This is a genomic window from Pseudomonas sp. P135 (genome assembly GCF_020312125.1).
GTDB classification, from domain to species: domain Bacteria; phylum Pseudomonadota; class Gammaproteobacteria; order Pseudomonadales; family Pseudomonadaceae; genus Aquipseudomonas; species Aquipseudomonas fragariae.
In genome coordinates, this window is record NZ_JAGPYR010000022.1 from 61,769 (window position 1) to 84,028 (window position 22,260).

Genomic DNA, 22,260 nt, shown 5'->3' on the forward strand with positions numbered 1-22,260 from the left:
GAGCCCGCATGACCCAGGATCAACTCAAACAGGCAGTCGCCCAGGCAGCTGTCGACTTCATCCTTCCGAAGCTCGATGACAAAAGCATTGTGGGCGTCGGCACCGGCTCCACGGCCAATTGCTTCATCGACGCACTGGCAAAGCACAAGGCCGCCTTTGACGGCGCTGTCGCCAGCTCGCAAGCCACTGCGGCGCGCCTCAAGGCGCACGGCATTCCGGTCTATGAGCTGAACACGGTCAGCGACCTGGAGTTCTATGTCGACGGCGCCGACGAAAGCGACGAGCACCTGAACCTGATCAAGGGCGGCGGCGCGGCACTGACTCGCGAAAAAATCGTCGCGGCGGTGGCCAAGACCTTCATCTGCATCGCCGACGGCAGCAAGCTGGTGCCGGTGCTGGGCGCGTTCCCGCTGCCGGTCGAAGTCATTCCGATGGCCCGCAGCCACGTTGCGCGGCAACTGGTGAAACTGGGCGGCGACCCGGTTTATCGCGAAGGTGTTCTGACCGACAACGGCAACATCATCATTGATGTGCACAACATGAGCATTACCAACCCGGTGGAGCTGGAAGCGCAGATCAACGCCATCGTCGGCGTGGTCACCAATGGCCTGTTCGCCGCCCGTCCGGCCGACCTGTTGCTGCTGGGTACCGCTGAAGGCGTGAAAACCCTGACGCGCTGATAAAACCGGTCGTGCCCACGCAAGGTGGGCATGACCCTCACAGGCTCAAGGCTTGCGGAACACGTAAAAAAGGTTCGGCTCGCTCACCAGATACAACGCCCCTTCCGCGTCCATGGCCATCCCTTCCGCCTGCGGCACGTCCTTGCTCAGCCCCATCGCCCCTTTTGCCAGCGAGCCGCTGCCAATCGGATGACCACTGGTGTCGAGTTCGAGAATGCGCTTCGACTCATCGGACAACGCCAGCAAATGGCCGCTGGTCTCATCGAATTGCAGGCTGGAGAGGTCACGAACCGACAGTCGGCCATCGCGCTTGCTGTTGGAGATGACCTGCAGATTGCCGGGAGCCTCGGAGTTGGTCCTGGGAAAGCCGCGCACCTCAATGATCTGCACCGGATCACGCTCGCGGGCGACAAACAGGCGCTTGCCGACCGAATCATAGGCCAGCCCTTCATAGCCTTTGTTGCCGCTGGCGGTGATGCCCAGCGTCAGTTGCTCGGCCTGGGCGGCGTCCAGACTTTTGGTGTTGTCATCGACGTGAATCTGAATCAGCCGGAGCCTGCGCTCATCGCTGATCACGTAAGTGCCCGGACTGATGTATTCGACGGCCTCGGCATCACCGAATCCCACCAGTGGAATGCGCCGCAGCACACGACCGTCCAGGCTCAGTTCGACCAGTTCGGGGTTCTGGTTGGTCACCGTAAACAGGCTCTTGCGGTCCGGGTCGTAACTCAGGCCCGAGACATCATCCTGCAGCCCGTCGATCACCTGTGCTTCTGTGACGACGCGGTACTGATCCAGGCCAATGGAGTGAAGCGAGTCGGACTGCCAGAACACCTGCCAGTCGAACAGGGCGCTTTCAACATAGCGGTATCGCTGATTGGCGATCACGAATATAACGATCAGAGGTACAAGGGCCAGAAGCAGGACTAAAGAGCGAGTAGAGCGGCGCATTAAGGGTGACTCGGACGGATTGAGCGGACGGGATTGATACCATGCCATCCTGAAAGCAAGCTTAATGGCATGGTGCTATATGTTTGCCGAATGTGTATCGGCGACCTGTGTAGCTGCCGTCCTGGCTCAGTGCTTGCGCAGCGCCCTGTGAAACGAATAGAACAGGTTCGGTTCGCTGACCATGTACAGCGTACCGGCCTCATCGAGGGCCACGCCTTCTGCGCGCGGAATTGTATCCTTCAAACCGTTCATGCCGCCCAACAATGTCATGAAGCTCACCTGCTCGCCTTGATCGTCGACTTCCAGCAACATGTGCGAATCGGCAGACAGCGCGAGCATGTGGCCCGTGCGCGGATCAATGCTCAGCGAGGACAGATTGCGCATGTCCAGCGAGCGACTCGATAGCGGCTGCTTGTCGCCTGCCAGCACGTCGCTGCCATTACTTTTCCAGGTGTACAGCGCAGGAGGTCGCTCCTCGCCCAGTATCAGCTGCTGACGCTGCGGGTCCCAGGCGATGCCTTCGAAGCCCTTGTTCTGGTTGGCGGACTTGCCGAGTTCGTACTGGGGGAAATCCGCGATGTTCAGGGTGGTGGTGTCGGCGTTCACTTTAACGATGGTCAACTTGTGCTGGCGCTCATCGGTGATCGCAATCAGGCCATCGTTCATGACGGCAACGCCTTCCGGATTGCTCCAGCCCACCAGAGGGATCTTGCGCAGTACATCGCCCGTGAGCGTCAGCTCCACCAGAAACGCATTTTTGCCCATGACCGCAAACAGCGTTTTGGTCACCGGGTTATAGGACAGGTCCGACGCCTCGTCCTTTTCCATGCCGGGCAGCACCTTGGCGTCGATATCCACGTGGTAGTCCGGCAGCCAGATGCTGGCGTGACGGCCCGCCTTGCTCTCGAATCGCTCCTGGAACCAGAGCAGCGCGCGATCATCCCAATGCATGATGAACGCCAGCCCATAGCCCAGCAAGGCAACCACTAACAACCACGAATACCAGCGCATGTTGCGCAGGTAAGCGAAGCGTTTTTTGGTACGAGGCGGCGTTGCGGCAGTACTGGCCATTCATGTGTTCCTGAGCAAATGAGACTTCATGACGACGGGATGCCCTTGCAGGGACGGCCGGATTATCCGGAACAGGTGTGAAAAAAACGCAAAATCGACCGAACTATCAGTCACCCCACAAACAAAAGCCACCCGGGAGTGACCCCGCGTGGCTTTGGGCGCTGCCTGAACATGCTGTCGGCTTACCTGACGACGCTCTCGAACGGCGTCTGCCCGACCAGTTCCAGGGCGATCTGGTCGCCGGCTTCGAACGGCCCGACACCGGCAGGCGTGCCGGTCATGATCAGGTCGCCGGCCTGCAGCGAGAAGTTGGCTGCCATGTGCTGGATCATCGGCACGATCGGGTTGAGCATCATGTTGCTGTTGCCGTCCTGAACCACCTTGCCATTGAGGGTCAGGCGGATACCGATGTCCTCCAGATCAGGGAAGGTCTCGGCGGGCACGAACGGCGGGATCACCGCAGCGCCGTCGAAACACTTGGCCAGCTCCCACGGCAGGCCTTTCTCACGCAGACGCGACTGGACATCACGCAACGTCAGGTCCAGACCAGGCGCAAAGCCGCTGATCGCGTCGAGTACTTCTTCGCGCGAAGGGTTCTTGCTCAGGGGCTTGCCGATCAACACCACGATCTCGGCTTCGTAATGCACCGAACCGCGGTCTGCCGGGATGCAGAAGCCACCCTCCAGCGCAACCACCGCGCTGCCAGGCTTCATGAACAGCAGCGGCTCGGTAGGCACCGCGTTGCCCAGTTCCTTGGCGTGTTCGGCGTAGTTACGCCCGATGCAGACCACTTTACCCAGCGGGAAGTGAATGTTGGTGCCATCGACATATTTGTGCTGGTAGCTCATGACGTCTCCTGAGGCTGTAAGAGGTAGCCTGCTTATTGTTGCGACCTTGTTGTTGCGACGGATCAAATGGTTGTGGCAGCTCAAACGGCGAAGATTTTGCCGGGATTCATGATCCCGTTGGGATCGAACACCGCTTTCAACGCCTTCATGTATTCGACTTCGACCGGCGAGCGACTGTACGTCAAATAGTCACGCTTGGTCATCCCGACGCCATGCTCGGCCGAAATCGAGCCGTTGTATTTTTCGACGGTCTCGAACACCCACTTGTTGACCTTGGCACATTTGACGAAGAACTCGTCCTTGTCGAGGCTCTCGGGCTTGAGGATGTTCAGGTGCAGATTGCCGTCGCCAATGTGGCCGTACCACAGCACTTCGAAGTCCGGGTAGTGTTCGGCAACGATGGCATCGATTTCAGCCAGAAACTCCGGCACTTTCGAGACAGTGACCGAGATATCGTTTTTGTATGGCGTGAAGTGCGAGATGGTTTCCGAGATGTATTCGCGCAGCTTCCACAGGTTGCGTAATTGCTGTTCGCTCTGGCTCATCACGCCGTCCAGCACCCAACCCTGCTCGACGCAGTGCTCGAAGGTCGCCAGGGCCTGATCGGCGAGGTCTTCGGTGGTCGCTTCGAATTCCAGCAATACGTAGAACGGGCACGGCGTGTCGAAAGGCGACGGCACATCACCGCGCGCCATGACGCGGGCGAAGGATTTGTCCGAGAAGAATTCGAAGGCGGTCAGGTCGAGCTTGCCGTGAAAGGCATGCAGCACCGGCATGATCGAGTTGAAGTCCGAGGTGCCCAGCACCATCGCGGTGAGGTTCTTCGGCGCACGATCGAGGCGCATGGTCGCTTCGACGACAAAGCCCAGCGTACCCTCGGCACCGATGAACAATTGGCGCAAATCGTAGCCGGTGGCGTTCTTGATCAGGTCCTTGTTCAATTCCAGCAGATCGCCCCTGCCGGTGACGACCTTGAGGCCGGCGACCCAATTGCGCGTCATGCCGTAGCGAATGACCTTGATACCGCCGGCATTGGTGCCGATATTGCCGCCGATCTGGCTGGAGCCCGAAGAAGCGAAATCGACCGGGTAATAAAGGCCGTTGTCTTCAGCCAGCGCCTGCAACTGACGAGTGATGACGCCCGGCTGACAGACCGCCGTGCGGTCGGTGAGGTTCAGATCCAGCACCTGGTTCATGTAATCGAACGAGACGACCACTTCACCGTTGGCGGCCACCGCGGCCGCCGAAAGACCGGTTCGTCCACCCGAAGGCACCAGCGCCACCAGCCGCTCATTGGCCCAGAGTACGATGGCCTGCACCTGTTCGGTGGTCTTGGGGAATACGATGGCCAGCGGCGCAGGGGTGAACTGCTTGGTCCAGTCCTTGCCGTAAGTCTCCAGAGACCCGGCATCCGTGAGTACCTTGCCAGGGTCAACCAGGGTCTGCAGCTCATCAATCAAAACGCGATCGGTCATTGAATCAACTCTCGAACGATTCATGGGCATCCTGAGAACGGTTCACGTTCGGGATGAGGTTTCGCGGGGCTCATATGCTAGCATACGCCCCCCGCGAGTCGTGCCCAGAGCCGATCCGGCCACCCCCTGCCAATTTTCTTCGGGACACAGGTTTACGCAGATGAGCAAGACTTCCCTCGACAAGAGCAAGATCAAGTTCCTTCTTCTCGAAGGCGTCCACCAATCCGCTGTCGACGTCCTCAAGGCAGCCGGTTACACCAGCATCGAGTACCACACCAAGTCTCTGCCGGAAGCCGAACTGAAAGAAAAGATCGCCGACGCCCATTTCATCGGTATCCGCTCTCGTACTCAGTTGACCGAAGAGCTGTTCGATTGCGCCAAGAAACTGGTTGCGGTCGGCTGCTTCTGCATCGGCACCAACCAGGTTGACCTCAACGCGGCGCGCGAGCGCGGTATCGCAGTGTTCAATGCGCCCTACTCCAATACCCGCTCGGTCGCCGAACTGGTATTGGCCGAAGCCATCCTGCTGCTGCGCGGTATCCCCGAGAAGAACGCTTCCTGCCACCGTGGTGGCTGGATCAAGAGCGCGGCCAACTCCTTCGAGATCCGTGGCAAGAAGCTGGGCATCATCGGTTATGGTTCGATCGGTACGCAGCTGTCGGTGCTGGCCGAAGGTCTGGGCATGCAGGTGTACTTCTACGACACGCTGACCAAACTGCCGCTGGGCAACGCCACTCAGGTGTCGAGCCTGAACGAGCTGCTGGGCATGTCCGATATCGTCACCCTGCACGTTCCGGAAACCTCGGAAACCCAGTGGATGATCGGCGAGAAAGAAATCCGCGCGATGAAGAAGGGCAGCATCCTGATCAACGCCGCGCGTGGCACGGTGGTCGAGCTGGACGCACTGGCTGACGCCATCAAGGACAAGCACCTGATCGGCGCCGCCATCGACGTGTTCCCGGTCGAGCCGCGCTCGAACGACGACATCTTCGAAAGCCCGCTGCGCGGTCTGGACAACGTGATCCTGACGCCGCACATCGGTGGCTCCACAGCCGAAGCGCAGGCCAACATCGGTCTGGAAGTGGCGGAAAAACTGGTCAAGTACAGCGACAACGGTACGTCGGTGTCCTCGGTCAACTTCCCGGAAGTGGCGCTGCCTGCGCACCCTGGCAAGCACCGCCTGCTGCACATCCACGAAAACATCCCGGGCGTGCTCAGCGAGATCAACAAGGTCTTCGCCGAAAACGGTATCAACATCTCCGGTCAGTTCCTGCAGACCAACGAGAAAGTCGGCTACGTGGTCATCGACGTCGACGCCGAATACTCCGACCTCGCCCAGGCCAAGCTGCAACAGATCAAAGGCACCATCCGCAGCCGCGTGCTGTTCTGATCTGATCGCCGTGCCCACCCCGTGTGGGCACGAGCGATGTTCTTGCGGGCACCTATCGTTCCTCACGCTCCAGCGTGGGAATGCAGTTCACGACGCTCCGCGTCGCAAGAGGACGCAGAGCGTCCAGAAAGGCATGCGACGCAGAGCGTCGCACGATAGTTGCGATAATCGTTCCTCACGCTCCAGCGTGGGAATGCCGTTCACGACGCTCCGCGTCGCAAGAGGACGCAGAGCGTCCAGAAAGGCATGCGACGCAGAGCGTCGCACGATAGTTGCGATAATCGTTCCTCACGCTCCAGCGTGGGAATGCCGTTCGTGACGCTCTGCGTCACACCAGCACTGACAGCCCTACTTCACGTTGATGGTGATCTTCTTCGATTCGACCGAAGGGTTCAGCGGCATGTGGCCTTTGTCGCCCATCAGCAATTGCAGGGTGTGCTGGCCCGGCGGCAGGTTGATTTCGGTTTCGGTCTGGCCCTTGCCGAAGTGGCGGATGTTGTCGCTGACCGGCAGCGGTGCATTCATCGCCGGCTGGTCCTTCACGTCGATCAGCAGGTGATGGTGACCGGTCTCGGGAACATCGACACCCGCAGGCGCGACGCCCATGCCTTTGAGACCGAATTGCACCTTGAACGGTGAGGTGACCGTTTCACCGTCCTTGGGCGAGATGATGTACACCTCGGCGCCTTCAGGGGCTGCGGTGCGTGGTATATCGGCGGCGCTGGCCAGCATGGATGCGCTGAGCAACAGGCCGGCGACCATCGTTCCAGAAAATAAGGATTTCATGATTGCTCCGGCTGCAGTTGGCGTAAGTCGACCCTCACACGACGAATCCGTCGGTTCAGGAGTGCTCACGATAGACCGCAGCCAGGCTCAATGGCTCATTGCGTTGATGAAACTGTTTTCATGAACGCAGCCTGCAGGTCACTGGAACAGCTCGTTGCCCCGGCGTCTGAACCACCCCGTCAGTGACAGTCGATCACGACTGGCGGGCATGACTTCGTGGGGAATTTCGCCGGACAGAAAGACCACCAGGCAGCCGCCCGCAGGCTGAACGTCGTAAGCCACCTCGTCCTTGAGGTACATGCGCAACTGACCGCCGTGCTCGGGTAGCCATGCGCTGTTGAGGTAGAGCACCGCCGACACCATGCGCCTGTCGTCATCGCGGAATCGATCCACATGCCTGAGGTAGCGGGCACCCGGCGGATACAGCGCGAAATGGCTTTCGTAATCCTCCAGCCCGAGGAAAAGGCCGCGATTGAGCGCCTGACGCAAACTGTCCATCAGCTCAAGATAGCGATCGCAGCACTGCACCTGCCCCGGTTCAAGCCACTGAATGCGGTCACCGCGAATACCCTCGCGTATTTCCAGTGCCGGCCCCTTGCCAATCGCAGCAGGCTCGAGCTCACCTTCCGCTGCACGTTTGCGGCACTCTTGCTCAAGTTCCAGAGTCAGAGCTTCGGGCAGGAAAATATTCTGCTGCGACCAGCCGTTAGCGGCCAGATCGTCGACGATTCGCAACAGCAGTGGGTGGTCAGAGGGTATGCGCATGGCGTGCATAGTATCCATAAGCTCTGAAATCGGACAGAGGCTTATACAGGCGGTATCACGCGCGCGAGATTTCATTCACCGAAGGCACTCATAACTCGACAAATCCACGCCAACACCGGGAGAATAGCGGCCTGCCGACAGGAGTCCCCAATGCGTCGTTTGTTTGTTTTGCTGTTGATGTTCTGCACCTCACCTGCCTGGGCAGACAGCTACGATCAGTTGTACAAGTCTGCAGGCTGGCCGGAACAGCGCGCGCATTTCAACGATGCTCTCAAGGCTGCCCAACAGCGCTACAGCAACAACCTGCCGCCCGCGGTTTATCAAGCGCTGGTCAATAACAGCAATCAGCGTTTCGCCCCCCAGGCCATGGACCAGCGCGCGTCGAAGCGCCTGCGTGAAAGCCTCAAGGACCCTGCCCCGTCGCTGCAGTTTTTCCAGTCGCCGCTGGGCCGCAAGATCGTCAATGCCGAGCTGACCGCCACCCGCGCCGATCAACTGGCCAAACATGCCCAGGGGCTGCCGCATATCGAAGCGGACGCAACGCGTCAGTTGTTGATCGGCCATCTGGCCCAGGCGCTGCCGGCCAGAGAGGCCGGCGCGGAAGTCAGCCTTGCCATCGCCGGTGTTGCCGCAGACAGCCTCAGCCAGATGATTCCCGGCCTGTTCGGTGGAGGCCAGGCGCAGGGCATGCTCGAAGGCCAGCGCGAGCGACTGATGGCGCAGATGAGTGCCGATCTGAACAACACGCTGCTGTACGTCTATCGCGACCTGTCCGACCCTGAGCTCGAAGAATTCTCGACCTTCGCCGAGTCGCCGGAAGGTAAAGCCTATTACCAGGCCGCTCTGGCCGCGATTCGCGCCGGGCTGGCGGTCGGGCAGAGTGCGTCGAGCCTCAATCCCGGACAGTAAAAACCGTTCAGGCCTTCAAGCGCCTGAGGTCAAAGGAATGGACACCATCGCATGAAAGACTCATTGGCTTTGCTCGCCACCGGTATCGTAATGGCCTTTTTCGCCTGGCTGTTCTGGAGTTCTCTGGGACAGGACGCCTTTGCCGTGTTTGGGGCGTTGATGCTCGTCATCACGGCCGTTGACAACGCTCGCCTGCGCCGACAGGTAAAGGCGCTGCAGGCTGGCAAGGCTGAAAAAGTCTAACGCAGTCGCCCTTTCAGAAAATCAAAGTACCGAGCCCGCAGCTCGGGCGTTTCGTTGGCCAGATGATGCCGGGCGTGCCCGAGCATCAGAATCTGCGGCTGGCTGAACTTGTCTTTCAGGATCGCCAGATTGTGCGACCAGTCGACCGTCATGTCCGCCTCGCCCTGGATGATCAGCGGGCTGCGCAGGCTGCGCGGCGCACTTTCAACACGCACGATCCATTGCCCCAGCGCGCCGACCCAGGCCGTGGGCAGTCGCAGCGGCTGTAACGGATCGGCCATCAGAAACGGCAGGAACGCGGGCGCATTGGAGTTTTCGGTGAAACGGCGGGCAATGCCGTTCACGAACGGTCTGAGCAGGTGATAACTCAGACGCGACCAGCCCCAGGCGCGCGGCCTGACCAGCGGCGCCAGCAGGATCACCTCGCCCTGCGCGGGCGAGTCTGCGCCCTGATGAAGCAGGTGATCCGTCACGATGGCACCGCCCATGCTTTGTCCGCACAGGTGCCAGGGATGTGGTAGCCCGAGGCCTTCGGCTTCGAGCAGCAGGCGTTGCAACACCAGCTGGTACTCGGCGAAGTCATTGATGCAGGCGCGGCTGCCGCTCGACAGACCATGCCCCGGCAGGTCGCAGGCGATCACCGCAAAGCGCTGCTCCAGAGCCCATTCGATCACATGCCGGTACAGTCCCATGTGGTCATAGAAGCCGTGAAACAGAAACAGCGTGGCGACCGGGCTATCAGGCAGCCATACCTGCCCGACCACCTCGTAGCCCGCCACATCGAGGCGCCCCAGCCAGCTGCGTATGACGTTCTCGCCACACAGTCCGGCAAGACCGTAGAAGCGCTGATAGGCCAGTCCCTCCATGGAAAGCGGGTCAATAACGCTCAGCGGCAGCAGGCTGGCACGCAGGTTATCGGGGTCAAACGTGGCGGACATGTGGTTTCCAGATTTCAACAAATGGCTCGTAAAGTTGTGTAACGATATTCTTCTGTCTGCTTCGGCATGGCAAGCTAAGCGGCTGTAATCGCAGATATCTGTCATCGAACGTGCACATTGTTGTCTGCACACTGGGCGATGCGCGCGAATTCACTCGCCCGAATTCGCCCTGAAGCCGTTTCAAACAGACTCGTGTGTCGGGTTTCATCGAGTCAACTGCGTCACAACGATAGTCTCCATTCCTGCCTACGCCATTTACAGAGAAAACGGATGAAACGCAGCCTCTTCATTCTAGCCATCATCATCGCCCTGCTTGCGGGTGGCGCGGGCTGGTACGTAAATAGCAAACTGCCGGTACGTGATGGCGAGATCGCCATGAGCCGTCTTCAGGCCCCCGTCACCCTGCGCTACGACGAGCGTGGCGTGCCGCACATCCGCGCCGAGAACGAAGCCGACCTTTACCGTGCGCTGGGCTATGCCCAGGCTCAGGACCGACTGTTCCAGATGGAAATGCTGCGTCGCCTGGCACGTGGCGAGCTGGCAGAGGTACTGGGGCCGAATCTGCTCGAGACCGACAAGCTGTTTCGCAGCCTGCGCATTCGTGAGCACGCGGATGCGTATGTCGCACGTCAGGACAAGAACACCCCGACCTGGAAAGCGCTGGAAGCCTACATCGACGGCATCAACCAGTATCAGGACACCCACGCAAGGCCGATGGAGTTCGACGCGCTGGGCATTCCCAGACGGCGGTTCACCCCAGAGGACACGGTCAGCATCGCCGGCTATCTGGCTTACAGCTTTGCCGCGGCGTTCAGAACCGAGCCACTGCTGACCTACGTCCGTGATCAGCTGGGTCCGGAGTACTTGAAAGTCTTCGACCTGGACTGGCACCCGGACGGCATGCTCGACTCGAAACCGGCACTGGCCGACGCCGACTGGAAGGGCCTGAATCAGCTCGCGCAGTTGAGTCACAAGGCGCTTGAAGACGCTGGCCTGCCGCAGTTCGAAGGCAGCAACGCCTGGGTGATTTCCGGCAGCCGCACGCAAAGCGGCAAGCCGATCCTCGCCGGTGACCCGCACATCCGCTTCTCGGTGCCTTCGGTATGGTACGAAGCGCAGTTGTCGGCGCCGGGCTTTGAGCTGTACGGGCACTTTCCGGCGCTCAACCCGTTCGCGTTGCTGGGCCACAACATGGACTTCGGCTGGAGCCTGACCATGTTCCAGAATGACGACGTGGACCTGATTGCCGAGAAGACCAACCCGGATAACCCGAATCAGGTCTGGTACCACGGGCAGTGGGTGGACATGAAACGCACCGAGCAGCAGATCGCCGTCAAAGGCCAGGCGCCGGTCACACTGACGCTGCTCGAATCGCCGCACGGCCCTATCGTCAACAACGTGATGGGCAAGAACGCCGGCCAGGCGCCAATTGCGATGTGGTGGTCTTTTCTGGTGTCTGCCAACCCGGTGCTGGACGGTTTTTACGAGGCCAACCGCGCCGATACGCTGGACAAGATGCGTAGCGCGGCCGAGAAGATTCAGTCACCGGGCCTCAACATCGTCTGGGCCAACGCCAAAGGCGATATCGGCTGGTGGGCTGCGGCGCAATTGCCGATCCGCCCGCAAGGCGTCAACCCCACCTTCATTCTGGACGGCAGCACGGCGCAGGCCGATAAGCTCGGTTTTTACCCGTTCAGCGCCAACCCGCACGAAGAAAACCCGGCGCGTGGTTACATCGTCTCAGCCAATTTCCAGCCGCTGTCGCCGACCGGTATGCAGATTCCCGGCTACTACAACCCGGCCGAACGTGGCCAGGAGCTGAACCGGCAACTGAGTGACGCCAGCGTCAAGTGGGACCTTGCCGCCAGCAAGGCGCTGCAACTGGACACGCAGACCGACTATGCACCGAGCATTCTCAGGCCATTGATTCCGGTACTGCGCAGTGTTGTCAGCGACCCGGACGAACTGGCACTCGTGGAACGACTGGCCAGCTGGAAAGGCGATTACCCTGTCGATTCGGTGGGCGCCACGCTGTTCAATCAGTTCCTGTTCGACCTGACCGAAGAGACCTTTCACGACGAACTGGGCGACGCGATGTTTGAAACCCTGCTGTCGAGCCGCGTAATGGACGCTGCCCTGCCGCGCCTGGCCGCCGATGCCGATTCGCCGTGGTGGAACAATCGCAATTCACCCCACGAAGAAAGCCGCGCCAACACCGTCAAGGTGGCCTGGCGCGCCAGTGTTTCGCATTTGAGGTCGCTGTACGGCACCAACCCGGACGAATGGGTGTGGGGCAAGGCGCATACCCTGACCCAAGGCCACCCATTGGGTTCGCAGAAGCCGCTGGACATGATTTTCAACGTCGGCCCGTACGCAGCGCCGGGCACGCATGAAGTGCCGAACAACCTGTCGTCGAGCATCCGCCCTGCCCCGTGGCCAGTCGGCTACGGCCCCTCGACGCGCCGCCTGATCGACTTCGCCGACCCGGCGCATAGCCTGGGGATAAACCCGGTAGGACAAAGCGGCGTGCCATTCGACAAGCACTATTCGGATCAGGCCAAGGCCTTCGTGAACGGCGAGTACCTGCCACAGCGCTTCAGCGAGAAGGATGTGGCGGAGCATACGGAAGGGGTTTTACGGTTGGTGCCAGGAGCGTAGCGACACTCTCTGCGCCGGGCCCGGAAATGGGGCTTCTGCCCGGAGGGCGTGGGAGCGAGCTTGCTCGCGAACTGTCGGGAACCGACAGTGAAACCGTCACGTACGGTACATCAGGCACAATCGAGGTCGCTGGTTTGGCTGCCGGTCCCCGGCAGTTCGCGAACAAGCTCACTCCCACGCCCTGCGGGCAGAATCTGTGTATCGCCCCGATCAGGCTGCTTCCAGGCGTTTTGCGGCTGGTGCAGGGGGCGTAACGACACTCTCTGCGCGGAGCCCGGAAACGGGGCTTCTGCCCGGAGGGCGTGGGAGCGAACTTGCTCGCGAACTGTCGGGAACCGACAGTGAAACCGTCACGTGCGGTACATCAGGCACAACCGGGGTCGCTGGTTTGGCTGCCGGTCCCCGGCAGTTCGCGAACAAGTTCGCTCCTACGCCCTGCGGGCAGAATCAAGAGCGGACCTGCGACCAACGTCTTCGCGAACAAGTTCGCTCCTACGCCCTGCGGGCAGAATCTGTGTATCGCCCCGATCAGGCTGCTTCCAGGCGTTTTGCGGCTGGTGCAGGGGGCGTAGCGACACTCTCTGTACCGAGCCCAGAAATGGGGCTTCTGCCCGGAGGGCGTGGGAGCGAGCTTGCTCGCGAACTGTCGGGAACCGACAGTGAAACCGTCACGTACGGTACATCAGGCACAACCGAGGTCGCTGGTTTTGCTGCCGGTCCCCGGCAGTTCGCGAGCAAGTTCCTACGGCCTTCGGCCAGAATCAAGAGCGGACCTGCGACCAACGTCTTCGCGAGCAAGCTCACTCCCACGCCCTGCGGGCAGAATCAGGAGCGAACTTGCGTATCGCGCCCGATCAGGCTGCTTCCAGGCGTTTTGCGGCTGGTGCAGGGGGCGTAGCGACACTCTCTGCGCCGAGCCCGGAAATGGGGCTTCTGCCCGGAGGGCGTGGGGGCGAGCTTGCTCGCGAACTGTCGGGAACCGACAGTGAAACCGTCACGTGCGATACATCAGGCACAACCGGGGTCGCTGGTTTGGCTGCCGGTCCCCGGCAGTTCGCGAACAAGTTCGCTCCTACGCCCTGCGGGCAGAATCAAGAGCGGACTTGCGACCAACATCTTCGCGAACAAGTTGGCTCCCACGCCCGGAGGGCAGAATCAGGAGCGGACTTGTGTATCGCGCGCAATCAGGTCTTCACGCCGCCGGAGCACGCCTTGGATCAGGCTGTTTCCAGGCGTCTGCCGCGCTTTCCTCGATGGCTTGCTGGATCGCACGCTTGCGGTTGTTTTCCGCGCGGCGGGTGAAGAACCAGACCAGAAAGGTCGCCAGTGACACGGCCAGCAGGATCAGGCTCGCTACGGCGTTGATTTCAGGCTTCACACCCAGACGCACAGCTGAGAACACTTCCATTGGCAAGGTCGTCGAGCCGGGCCCGGAAACGAAGCTGGCGAGCACCAGGTCGTCCAGCGACAGCGCGAAGGACATCATGCCCCCGGCTGCCAGCGACGGTGCGATCATCGGGATAGTGATCAGCAAGAACACCTTCCACGGACGGGCGCCCAGGTCCATTGCGGCTTCTTCGATCGACAGGTCCAGCTCACGCAGCCGCGCCGACACCACCACCGCCACGTAGGCCGCACAGAACGTCGTGTGCGCGATCCAGATGGTCATGATGCCGCGTTCCTGCGGCCAGCCGATCATCTGCGCCATGGCCACGAACAGCAGCAACAGCGACAGACCGGTGATCACTTCCGGCATTACCAAGGGAGCTGTGACCAGCCCGCCAAAGAACGTGCGGCCCTTGAAGCGGCTGATGCGGGTCAGCACAAACGCCGCCATGGTCCCCAGCGCCACCGCAGCAACGGCGGTGTAGCAGGCGATTTCCAGCGAGCGCATCACCGAGCCCATCAGTTGCGAGTTGTCCAGCAGGCCGACGTACCACTTCACCGACCAGCCGCCCCAGACCGTCACCAGTTGCGAGGCGTTGAACGAGTAGATGACCAGAATCACCATCGGCGCATAGATGAACAGCAAACCCAGCACCAGCATCAGGTTCGAGAATCGAAAGCGGTTCATGCCTTGCCCTCCAGTTCTTTGGCCTGACTGCGGTTGAACAGGATGATGGGCACGATCAGCACCAGCAGCATGATGACCGCCAGCGCCGAAGCCACCGGCCAGTCACGGTTGTTGAAGAATTCCTGCCACAGCACGCGGCCGATCATCAGGGTTTCCGGGCCGCCGAGCAGCTCGGGAATCACGAACTCACCGACCACCGGAATGAATACCAGCATGCAGCCGGCGATCACGCCGTTCTTGGACAGCGGCACGGTGATTTTCCAGAAGCTGTTGAAGGTACTCGAACCCAGGTCGGACGCGGCTTCCAGCAGGCTGGTGTCGTGCTTCACAAGGTTGGCGTACAGCGGCAAGATCATGAACGGCAGGTAGGAATAGACCACGCCGATGTACACCGCCAGGTTGGTGTTGAGGATCTGCAACGGCGCGTCGATCAGGCCCAGCCACATCAGGAATGCATTGAGCAGCCCGTTGTTGCTGAGGATGCCCATCCAGGCGTAGACGCGGATCAGGATCGCCGTCCAGGTCGGCATCATGATCAGCAGCAACAGCACGGTTTGCAGGTCCTTGCGCGCGCTGGCGATGGCGTAGGCCATCGGATAGCCAATCAGCAGACACAGCAAGGTGCTGATGAAGGCCATCTTCAGCGAGCCCAGATAGGCCGAAACGTACAGATCATCGCCACTGAGCAAGGTGTAGTTGGCGAAGTTGAGGACCATCTGCAGCTTTTCGTCGGCGTAGCTGAAGATTTCGGTGTACGGCGGGATCGCGACGTCGGCCTCGGCGAAGCTGATCTTGAGCACGATCAGAAACGGCAGAGCAAAGAACAGGAACAGCCAGAGGAACGGCACGCCGATGACCATCTGCCGCCCGTTGGGCTTTATGCGCTCGAACGCGCGCTTGATCTTGCGGATTTTCATGAGCGCAGTACCACGCCGCTGTCGTCTTCCCACCAGACGTAGACTTCATCGCCCCAGGTAGGTCGCGCGCCCTGCCGCTCGGCGTTGGCGACAAACGACTGCACCAGCTTGCCGCCCGGCAGCTCGACGTAGAACACCGAATGACCGCCCAGATAGGCGATGTCGTGGACCTTGCCACGCGACCAGTTGTATTCGAAGCCTGGCTGCTCGGTGGTGATCAGCAGCTTCTCCGGACGCAGTGCGTAGGTAATGTGCTTGTCTTCCACCGACGTACTGACGCCGTGGCCGACATAGATATTGCGCTCCAGCTCGGGGCTGCGGATCAGCGCATGGGCTTCCATGTCCTCGATCACGTCACCTTCGAAGAGGTTGACGCTGCCGATGAATTCGCAGACCAGACGGCTGGTCGGGGTCTCGTAGATGTCGATCGGGCTGCCGATCTGCGCGATCCAGCCCAGGTGCATGATCGCGATGCGCTCGGCCATGGTCATGGCCTCTTCCTGATCGTGAGTCACCATCACGCAGGTCACGCCGACGCGCTCGATGATCTCCACCAGCTCCAGTTGCATCTGCGAACGCAGTTTCTTGTCCAGCGCACCCATCGGCTCGTCGAGCAGCAACAGCTTGGGCTTTTTCGCCAGCGAACGAGCCAGGGCCACGCGCTGACGCTGACCACCCGAGAGCTGATGCGGCTTGCGCTTGGCGTACTGGGTCATCTGCACCAGCTTGAGCATTTCCGCCACGCGGGCTTCGATTTCCGGCTTGCCCAGCTTGTCCTGCTTCAGGCCGAAGGCGATGTTGTCCGCCACGGTCATGTGCGGGAACAGCGCGTAGGACTGGAACATCATGTTGATCGGGCGTTCGTACGGCGGCATGTCGGTGATGTCGACGCCGTCGAGGTAGATGCGGCCTTCGGTCGGCCGTTCGAACCCGGCCAGCATGCGCAGCAGTGTCGATTTGCCGGAGCCAGAGCCGCCAAGCAGGGCGAAGATCTCGCCCTTGTTGATCTGCAGGGACACATCGTCCACCGCGATCGTCTCGTCGAACTTTTTCGTGACCCGATCAATCCTGACCAGCACCTCTTTGGGTTGCTGACCGCCTTCGAGGGCTTTCTTGTAGGCGCCGGAGGCAACTGCCATGGGTGAAACTCCCAACAGATAGGCAACCCGGCCCATATGGCCGGGTGCTGGATTTTTATTTGCCCGACTTGACCTTGGTCCAGCTGCGGGTCATCAGACGTTGCACCTTGGGTGGCAACTCGCTGTTCACGAACAGCCGGTCCAACACTTCCTGAGGCGGGTAGACCGCTGCGTCAGTACGGATTTTCTGGTCCATGAACTCGCCGGAGGCGGGATTGGGGTTGGCATAGCCGACTTCATCGCTGACCTTGGCGATCACCCTGGGGTCGAGCATGTAGTTGATGAAGGCGCTGGCTTCCTTGATGTTTTTCGAATCAGCCGGAATGGCCAGCATGTCGAACCACAGGTTGCCGCCCTCTTTCGGGATGCTGTAGGCGAGCTTCACGCCCTTGCCCGCTTCTTCTGCACGAGCCTTGGCCTGGAACACATCGCCCGAGAAACCTGCGGCAACGCAGATGTCGCCATTGGCCAGATCGGTGATGTATTTGGACGAGTGGAAATAGGTCACGTAAGGACGAATCGCCATGAGTTTGGCTTCGGCCTTCTTGTAATCGGCTTCCTTGGTGCTGTTGGGGTCCAGCCCAAGGTAGTTGAGCACCGCTGGCAACATTTCATCGGCAGAATCAAGAAACGCTACGCCACAGCTGGAGAGCTTCTTGATGTTCTCCGGCTCGAACAGCACGGCCCAGGAGTCGATCTTGTCGACGCCCAACACGGCCTTGACCTTCTCGACGTTGTAACCGATGCCGTTGGTGCCCCACAGGTACGGCACGGCGTACTGGTTACCCGGATCGTTCTTCTCCAGACGCTTGAGCAGCGCAGGGTCGAGATTCTTGTAGTTGGGCAGCAGCGACTTGTCGAGCTTCTGGAACGCACCCGCCTTGATCTGCTTGCCGAGGAAGTGATTGGACGGCACGACCACGTCGTAACCGGTGCGCCCGGCCAGCAGCTTGGCTTCCAGGGTTTCGTTGGAGTCGAACACGTCGTACATCGGCTTGATGCCGGTGGTGGCTTCGAAGTCCGCCAGGGTGGTCTTGCCGATGTAGTCGGACCAGTTATAAATATGCACGGTGGACTCAGCCTGGGCACTGAGGGTCAGTGTCAGGCCGGCAGCCGCCAGCAAGGCTTTGGAAAGAATAGAAATAGACAAAGAATGAGTCCTTTTAACAGAGGGGCCTGAGCGCCGGAGGGCGTCCGGAAAACCAAACCGGCGCGCAACTTACCGTCTATGCGTCCAACCAGCAAAGGTTTAGGCAATATTCCTGTCTGCTGGAGGCTGCGCAGCCGAGGCTACGCAGCATCCACAGGTTTGATGACAGGCTTATTTACCTGACTTTATCTTGGTCCAGCTGCGGGTCATGATTCGCTGCGTAGCTGCAGGCAGGTCAGCGATTGCATACAGTTTGGCCTGTACGTCGGCAGGTGGATAAACGCCAGGGTCACTGGTGATTTCCTTGTCGACCAGCGCCGTAGCCGCCGCGTTACCGTTCGGGAAGCGCACGGCGTTGGTGATTTCGGCCATGACTTCCGGCCTCATCAGGAAGTTCATGAACTTGTAGGCACCTTCAACGTTTTCGGCATCCTTGGGAATGGCGACCATGTCATAGAAGCTGCCGGCGCCTTCTTTCGGAATGTTGTAGGCAACCTTCACCTTGCCACCGGCTTCGGCAGCACGGGATTTGGCCTGGTAGATATCACCCGAGTAACCGACCGCTACGCAGATGTTGCCGTTGGCCAGGTCCGAGATGTACTTGGACGAGTGGAAATAGCCAATCGACGGACGAATCTTCATGAACAGCGCTTCAGCTTCGGCGAGCTGCTTCTTGTCCTGCGAGTCGGTCGGGTAGCCCAGATAATGCAGGGCAATCGGCAGCATTTCGGTCGGCGAGTCGAGGAAGCTGATGCCGCACGATTTCAGCTTGGCAGCGTTCTCGGGCTTGAACAGCAGGTCCCAGGAATTGACTGGCGCGTCAGCACCCAGAGCGGCCTTGACCTTGTCCGGGTTGATGCCGATCCCGATCGACCCCCACATGTACGGGAATGCGTGCTTGTTATCCGGGTCGCTGACCGACACGGCCTTGAGCAGTGATTCGTTGAGGTTCTTCCAGTTCGGCAGTTTGGACTTGTCCAGCTCCTGATAAACGCCCGCCTTGATCTGCTTGGCCAGGAAGTTGTTGGATGGCACGACCACGTCATAGCCGGATTTGCCAGCGAGCAATTTGGCTTCCAGCGTCTCGTTGCTGTCGAAAACGTCGTAGACCACCTTGATGCCCGATTCTTTCTCGAACTTGGCAACGGTGTCCGGCGCGATGTAATCGGACCAGTTATAGACGTGCAGCACTTTGTCATCGGCCTGCGCAGCAGTGGCCACAACGCCCATCAGGGACAGCGCGAGAAGGGTCTTGCCAAATTTTTTCATGCGTAGCTCCAATGTATTTTTATCACTGACCGTCAGTTAGCGGCGTGTAGCCATTAGTCTGGCAACTTCCTGGGCAGGCTTTCAAGCCGAAGCCCCCTCAAACAATGCACATTGCGCTTGAATCGACGCTTTTTTTGGCATTTTCAGCCCTGCAACACCGCCAGCGTCAGATCCAGGCATTTGCGCGCCTTCTCTACCAACTCATCGATTTCCGCGAAACTGATCACCAGCGGTGGCGCAATGATCATGGTATCGCCCACAGCCCGCATGATCAGGCCATTGTCGAAGCAGAAGGTTCGACAGATCATTCCCGCGCCTTTGTCGGTATAGCGCTCGCGGGTGGTCTTGTCCTTCACCAGTTCAATGGCCCCGAGCAGCCCGACACCGCGGACTTCACCCACCAGTGGATGATCGCTCAACTCACGCAAACGCTTTTGCAAATACGGTGCCGTTTCCGACCTGACCCGTTCGACGATCTTTTCTTCGCGCAGGATACGGATGTTCTCCAGCGCAACCGCGGCCGCCACCGGGTGCCCGGAGTAGGTAAAGCCATGATTGAAATCGCCACCCTCATTGAGCACCGCAACGATTTCATCGCGCACGATCAGGCCGCCCATCGGTACGTAACCGGAGGTCAGGCCTTTGGCGATGGTCATCATGTCCGGCTTGAGGCCGTAGAAATCGCTACCGAACCACTCACTGGTACGCCCGAAGCCACAAATCACCTCATCGGCGGCGAACAGGATGTCGTAGCGGGACAGGATTTCCTTGATCTTCGGCCAGTAGGAATCTGGCGGGACGATCACACCGCCTGCGCCCTGGATCGGCTCGGCAATGAACGCACCGACGTTCTCGACGCCCAGCTCGAGAATTTTCTTTTCCAGTTGCTCGGCCGCCCAGATGCCGAACTCGTCCGGCGTCATGTCGCCGCCTTCGCCGAACCAGTACGGCTGTGGAATGTGCACCACCCCCGGGATCGGCAGGTCGCCCTGTTCGTGCATGTAGGTCATGCCACCCAGGCTGGCACCGGCGACGGTGGAGCCGTGGTAGCCATTGACGCGGCTGATGATGGTTTTCTTGTTCGGCTGGCCTTTCAGCGCCCAGTAATGACGAACCATGCGCAGCATCGTGTCATTGCCTTCAGAGCCTGAACCGGTGAAGAACACATGGTTCATGCCCTCGGGAGCGATGTCGGAGATGGCCTTGGCCAGTTCCAGCACCGGCGGGTGGGCGGTCTGGAAGAACAGGTTGTAGTACGGCAGCTCGCGCATCTGTTTGCTGGCTGCGTCGGCCAGTTCTTCGCGGCCATAACCGATGGCCACGCACCACAGGCCGGACATGCCATCAAGGATCTTGTTGCCCTCGCTGTCCCACAGATAAACGCCCTCGGCACGGGTGATGATGCGCGGGCCTTTCTCTTTCAGTTGTTTGTAGTCGCTGAACGGTGCCAGGTGATGCTCGCTGCTCAGGGCCTGCCATTCGAGGGTTTGCGGGTTGTTGGCACTCATGCAGCACTTCCTTTGATCAGGTCAGTTGGCAGAGCGCCGCGCCTCGACCGCGGCGGCGCTCTGCGTGATCAGACGGCGAAAAGCAGGAATTCCCGCTCCCACGAACTGATCACGCGCTTGAAGTTTTCATGCTCGGCGCGCTTGACCGCGACGTAACCGATGATGAATTTCTTGCCCAGGTATTTTTCGATGGTCTTGCTGTTTTCCATGCGCTCCAACGCGTCTTCGATGGTCAACGGCAGACGCAGATTGCGCCGCTCGTAACCCCGTCCGACCACCGGTGCGCTCGGGTTGATGCCTTCGACCATGCCGATGAAGCCGCACAGCAGACTGGCGGCGATGGCCAGATAAGGATTGGCATCGGCACCCGGCAGACGGTTTTCCACGCGACGGTTCTGCGGCACGGCATCCGGCACACGCAGGCCGACGGTGCGATTCTCTTCGCCCCACTCGACGTTCACCGGCGCCGAGGTGTCGGGCAGAAAGCGCCGGAACGAATTGACGTTGGGCGCGAACAGCGGCAACAGCTCGGGGATGAACTTCTGCAGACCACCGACGTGGTTCAGAAACAGCTCACTCATGGTCCCGTCTTCGTTGGAGAAGATATTCTTGCCGGTCTCGATGTCGATGATGCTCTGGTGCAAGTGCATGGCACTGCCTGGCTCGCCGGTCATCGGCTTGGCCATGAAGGTCGCCGCGACATCGTGCTTGAGGGCGGCTTCGCGCATGGTGCGCTTGAACACCAGAATCTGGTCAGCCAGCGACAGGGCATCACCGTGACGGAAGTTGATTTCCATCTGCGCCGTGCCGTCTTCGTGGATCAGCGTATCCAGGTCCAGGTTCTGCAGTTCGCACCAGTCATAGACGTCTTCGAACAGCGGATCGAACTCGTTGGCCGCTTCGATCGAGAACGACTGACGGCCGGTTTCCGGACGCCCGGAGCGGCCGATCGGCGGCTGTAGCGGATAGTCAGGGTCGTCGCTACGCTTGGTCAGGTAAAACTCCATCTCCGGCGCCACGATGGGCTGCCAGCCCTGATCGGCGTAGAGCTTGAGGACCTTCTTCAGCACGTTGCGCGGCGACAGCTCGATGGGGTTGCCTTGCTTGTCGTAGGTGTCATGAATCACCTGCGCAGTGGGCTCGACCGCCCAGGGCACCAGATACACCGCGTTCTGGTCGGGACGGCAGATCATGTCGATGTCTGCCGGGTCCAGCAGCTCGTAGTAGATATCGTCCTCTACGTAGTCACCGGTCACCGTCTGCAACAGCACGCTTTCAGGCAGGCGCATGCCTTTTTCTGCGATGAACTTGTTGGTCGGCGAGATCTTGCCGCGCGTGATCCCGGTGAGGTCGGACATCATGCATTCGACTTCGGTAATCTTGTGTTCTTTCAACCAATCGGTGAGCTGGTCGAGGTTGGTACTCATAAATACCTCAGGGTTTTATTGTCCTGATCGTGATCAGGCGTTCCAGACGCATCGGCGTCATG

General features: G+C 60.1%; 19 protein-coding genes. 5 read left to right on the forward strand and 14 right to left on the reverse strand.

What is annotated here, in order from left to right:
* Nucleotides 1-8 precede the first annotated feature (8 nt).
* Complete coding sequence (gene rpiA, locus KBY08_RS23640; protein WP_003397175.1) at nucleotides 9-680, forward strand: ribose-5-phosphate isomerase RpiA; 672 nt, start codon at nucleotides 9-11, stop codon at nucleotides 678-680.
* Between the two features lie 45 nt (nucleotides 681-725).
* On the opposite strand, the gene KBY08_RS23645 is transcribed toward rpiA, so the two are convergent.
* The 4 genes from KBY08_RS23645 to KBY08_RS23660 all read right to left on the reverse strand — a co-directional run bounded on the left by KBY08_RS23645 (nucleotide 726) and on the right by KBY08_RS23660 (nucleotide 5,025).
* Complete coding sequence (locus tag KBY08_RS23645) at nucleotides 726-1,631, reverse strand: SdiA-regulated domain-containing protein (RefSeq protein ID WP_032655850.1); 906 nt, start codon at nucleotides 1,629-1,631, stop codon at nucleotides 726-728.
* Nucleotides 1,632-1,757: 126 nt separating this feature from the next.
* Nucleotides 1,758-2,702 carry an SdiA-regulated domain-containing protein gene (locus KBY08_RS23650; RefSeq protein ID WP_003397170.1) on the reverse strand — a complete coding sequence of 315 codons (945 nt, stop codon included), beginning with the start codon at nucleotides 2,700-2,702 and terminating at the stop codon, nucleotides 1,758-1,760.
* 182 nt (nucleotides 2,703-2,884) lie between these two features.
* Nucleotides 2,885-3,550 carry a fumarylacetoacetate hydrolase family protein gene (locus KBY08_RS23655; protein WP_032655851.1) on the reverse strand — a complete coding sequence of 222 codons (666 nt, stop codon included), beginning with the start codon at nucleotides 3,548-3,550 and terminating at the stop codon, nucleotides 2,885-2,887.
* 80 nt (nucleotides 3,551-3,630) lie between these two features.
* On the reverse strand, nucleotides 3,631-5,025 hold the full coding sequence (locus tag KBY08_RS23660; protein ID WP_060400686.1) for an FAD-binding oxidoreductase: 1,395 nt from the start codon (nucleotides 5,023-5,025) through the stop codon (nucleotides 3,631-3,633).
* Nucleotides 5,026-5,185: 160 nt separating this feature from the next.
* Between KBY08_RS23660 and serA the strand changes: the two genes are divergently transcribed.
* Entirely contained in the window at nucleotides 5,186-6,415 is a 1,230-nt protein-coding gene (serA, locus tag KBY08_RS23665) for a phosphoglycerate dehydrogenase (RefSeq protein WP_002555754.1), read from the forward strand.
* A 348-nt stretch (nucleotides 6,416-6,763) separates the two neighbouring features.
* Here serA and KBY08_RS23670 read toward each other — a convergent pair whose 3' ends face one another.
* Both KBY08_RS23670 and KBY08_RS23675 read right to left on the reverse strand, forming a co-directional pair.
* The gene (locus KBY08_RS23670; protein ID WP_011269266.1) at nucleotides 6,764-7,201 is read right to left on the reverse strand and encodes a DUF4399 domain-containing protein; all 438 of its coding nucleotides are present in this window, start codon (nucleotides 7,199-7,201) and stop codon (nucleotides 6,764-6,766) included.
* A gap of 138 nt (nucleotides 7,202-7,339) precedes the next feature.
* The gene (locus KBY08_RS23675; RefSeq protein WP_024660159.1) at nucleotides 7,340-7,975 is read right to left on the reverse strand and encodes a 2OG-Fe(II) oxygenase; all 636 of its coding nucleotides are present in this window, start codon (nucleotides 7,973-7,975) and stop codon (nucleotides 7,340-7,342) included.
* A gap of 141 nt (nucleotides 7,976-8,116) precedes the next feature.
* Between KBY08_RS23675 and KBY08_RS23680 the strand changes: the two genes are divergently transcribed.
* Together KBY08_RS23680 and KBY08_RS23685 are read left to right on the forward strand one after the other, a co-directional pair.
* The gene (locus KBY08_RS23680; RefSeq protein ID WP_003420191.1) at nucleotides 8,117-8,875 is read left to right on the forward strand and encodes a DUF2059 domain-containing protein; all 759 of its coding nucleotides are present in this window, start codon (nucleotides 8,117-8,119) and stop codon (nucleotides 8,873-8,875) included.
* A gap of 51 nt (nucleotides 8,876-8,926) precedes the next feature.
* On the forward strand, nucleotides 8,927-9,118 hold the full coding sequence (locus tag KBY08_RS23685) for a hypothetical protein (protein ID WP_004407361.1): 192 nt from the start codon (nucleotides 8,927-8,929) through the stop codon (nucleotides 9,116-9,118).
* Here KBY08_RS23685 and KBY08_RS23690 read toward each other — a convergent pair.
* Nucleotides 9,115-10,056, reverse strand: coding sequence for an alpha/beta hydrolase (locus KBY08_RS23690; RefSeq protein ID WP_024660157.1), 942 nt, complete (start codon nucleotides 10,054-10,056; stop codon nucleotides 9,115-9,117). The two genes, KBY08_RS23685 and KBY08_RS23690, sit on opposite strands and share 4 nt — an antisense overlap.
* A 270-nt stretch (nucleotides 10,057-10,326) precedes the next feature.
* Between KBY08_RS23690 and KBY08_RS23695 the strand changes: the two genes are divergently transcribed.
* Complete coding sequence (locus KBY08_RS23695; protein WP_024660156.1) at nucleotides 10,327-12,714, forward strand: penicillin acylase family protein; 2,388 nt, start codon at nucleotides 10,327-10,329, stop codon at nucleotides 12,712-12,714.
* A 1,192-nt stretch (nucleotides 12,715-13,906) separates the two neighbouring features.
* Here the strand turns inward: KBY08_RS23695 and KBY08_RS23700 are convergent.
* The 7 genes from KBY08_RS23700 to KBY08_RS23730 all read right to left on the reverse strand — a co-directional run bounded on the left by KBY08_RS23700 (nucleotide 13,907) and on the right by KBY08_RS23730 (nucleotide 22,198).
* On the reverse strand, nucleotides 13,907-14,788 hold the full coding sequence (locus tag KBY08_RS23700) for an ABC transporter permease subunit (RefSeq protein WP_004407356.1): 882 nt from the start codon (nucleotides 14,786-14,788) through the stop codon (nucleotides 13,907-13,909).
* Nucleotides 14,785-15,705, reverse strand: coding sequence for an ABC transporter permease subunit (locus tag KBY08_RS23705; RefSeq protein ID WP_003372160.1), 921 nt, complete (start codon nucleotides 15,703-15,705; stop codon nucleotides 14,785-14,787). Before KBY08_RS23705 ends, KBY08_RS23700 begins: the two co-directional genes overlap by 4 nt.
* Nucleotides 15,702-16,844, reverse strand: coding sequence for a polyamine ABC transporter ATP-binding protein (potA, locus tag KBY08_RS23710; RefSeq protein WP_011269271.1), 1,143 nt, complete (start codon nucleotides 16,842-16,844; stop codon nucleotides 15,702-15,704). The genes KBY08_RS23705 and potA overlap by 4 nt, the downstream gene beginning before the upstream one ends.
* A 55-nt stretch (nucleotides 16,845-16,899) precedes the next feature.
* A complete protein-coding gene (locus KBY08_RS23715; RefSeq protein WP_004407351.1) occupies nucleotides 16,900-17,994 on the reverse strand; it encodes a polyamine ABC transporter substrate-binding protein in 1,095 nt (364 codons plus the stop codon).
* A 171-nt stretch (nucleotides 17,995-18,165) separates the two neighbouring features.
* Nucleotides 18,166-19,263: a polyamine ABC transporter substrate-binding protein gene (locus KBY08_RS23720; protein WP_024659814.1), complete on the reverse strand. Its 1,098-nt coding sequence runs from the start codon at nucleotides 19,261-19,263 to the stop codon at nucleotides 18,166-18,168.
* Between the two features lie 143 nt (nucleotides 19,264-19,406).
* Nucleotides 19,407-20,771, reverse strand: a complete 1,365-nt coding sequence (locus tag KBY08_RS23725) for an aspartate aminotransferase family protein (RefSeq protein ID WP_024659815.1) — start codon at nucleotides 20,769-20,771, stop codon at nucleotides 19,407-19,409.
* A 68-nt stretch (nucleotides 20,772-20,839) separates the two neighbouring features.
* Entirely contained in the window at nucleotides 20,840-22,198 is a 1,359-nt protein-coding gene (locus KBY08_RS23730) for a glutamine synthetase family protein (protein WP_002555767.1), read from the reverse strand.
* Nucleotides 22,199-22,260 lie beyond the last annotated feature (62 nt).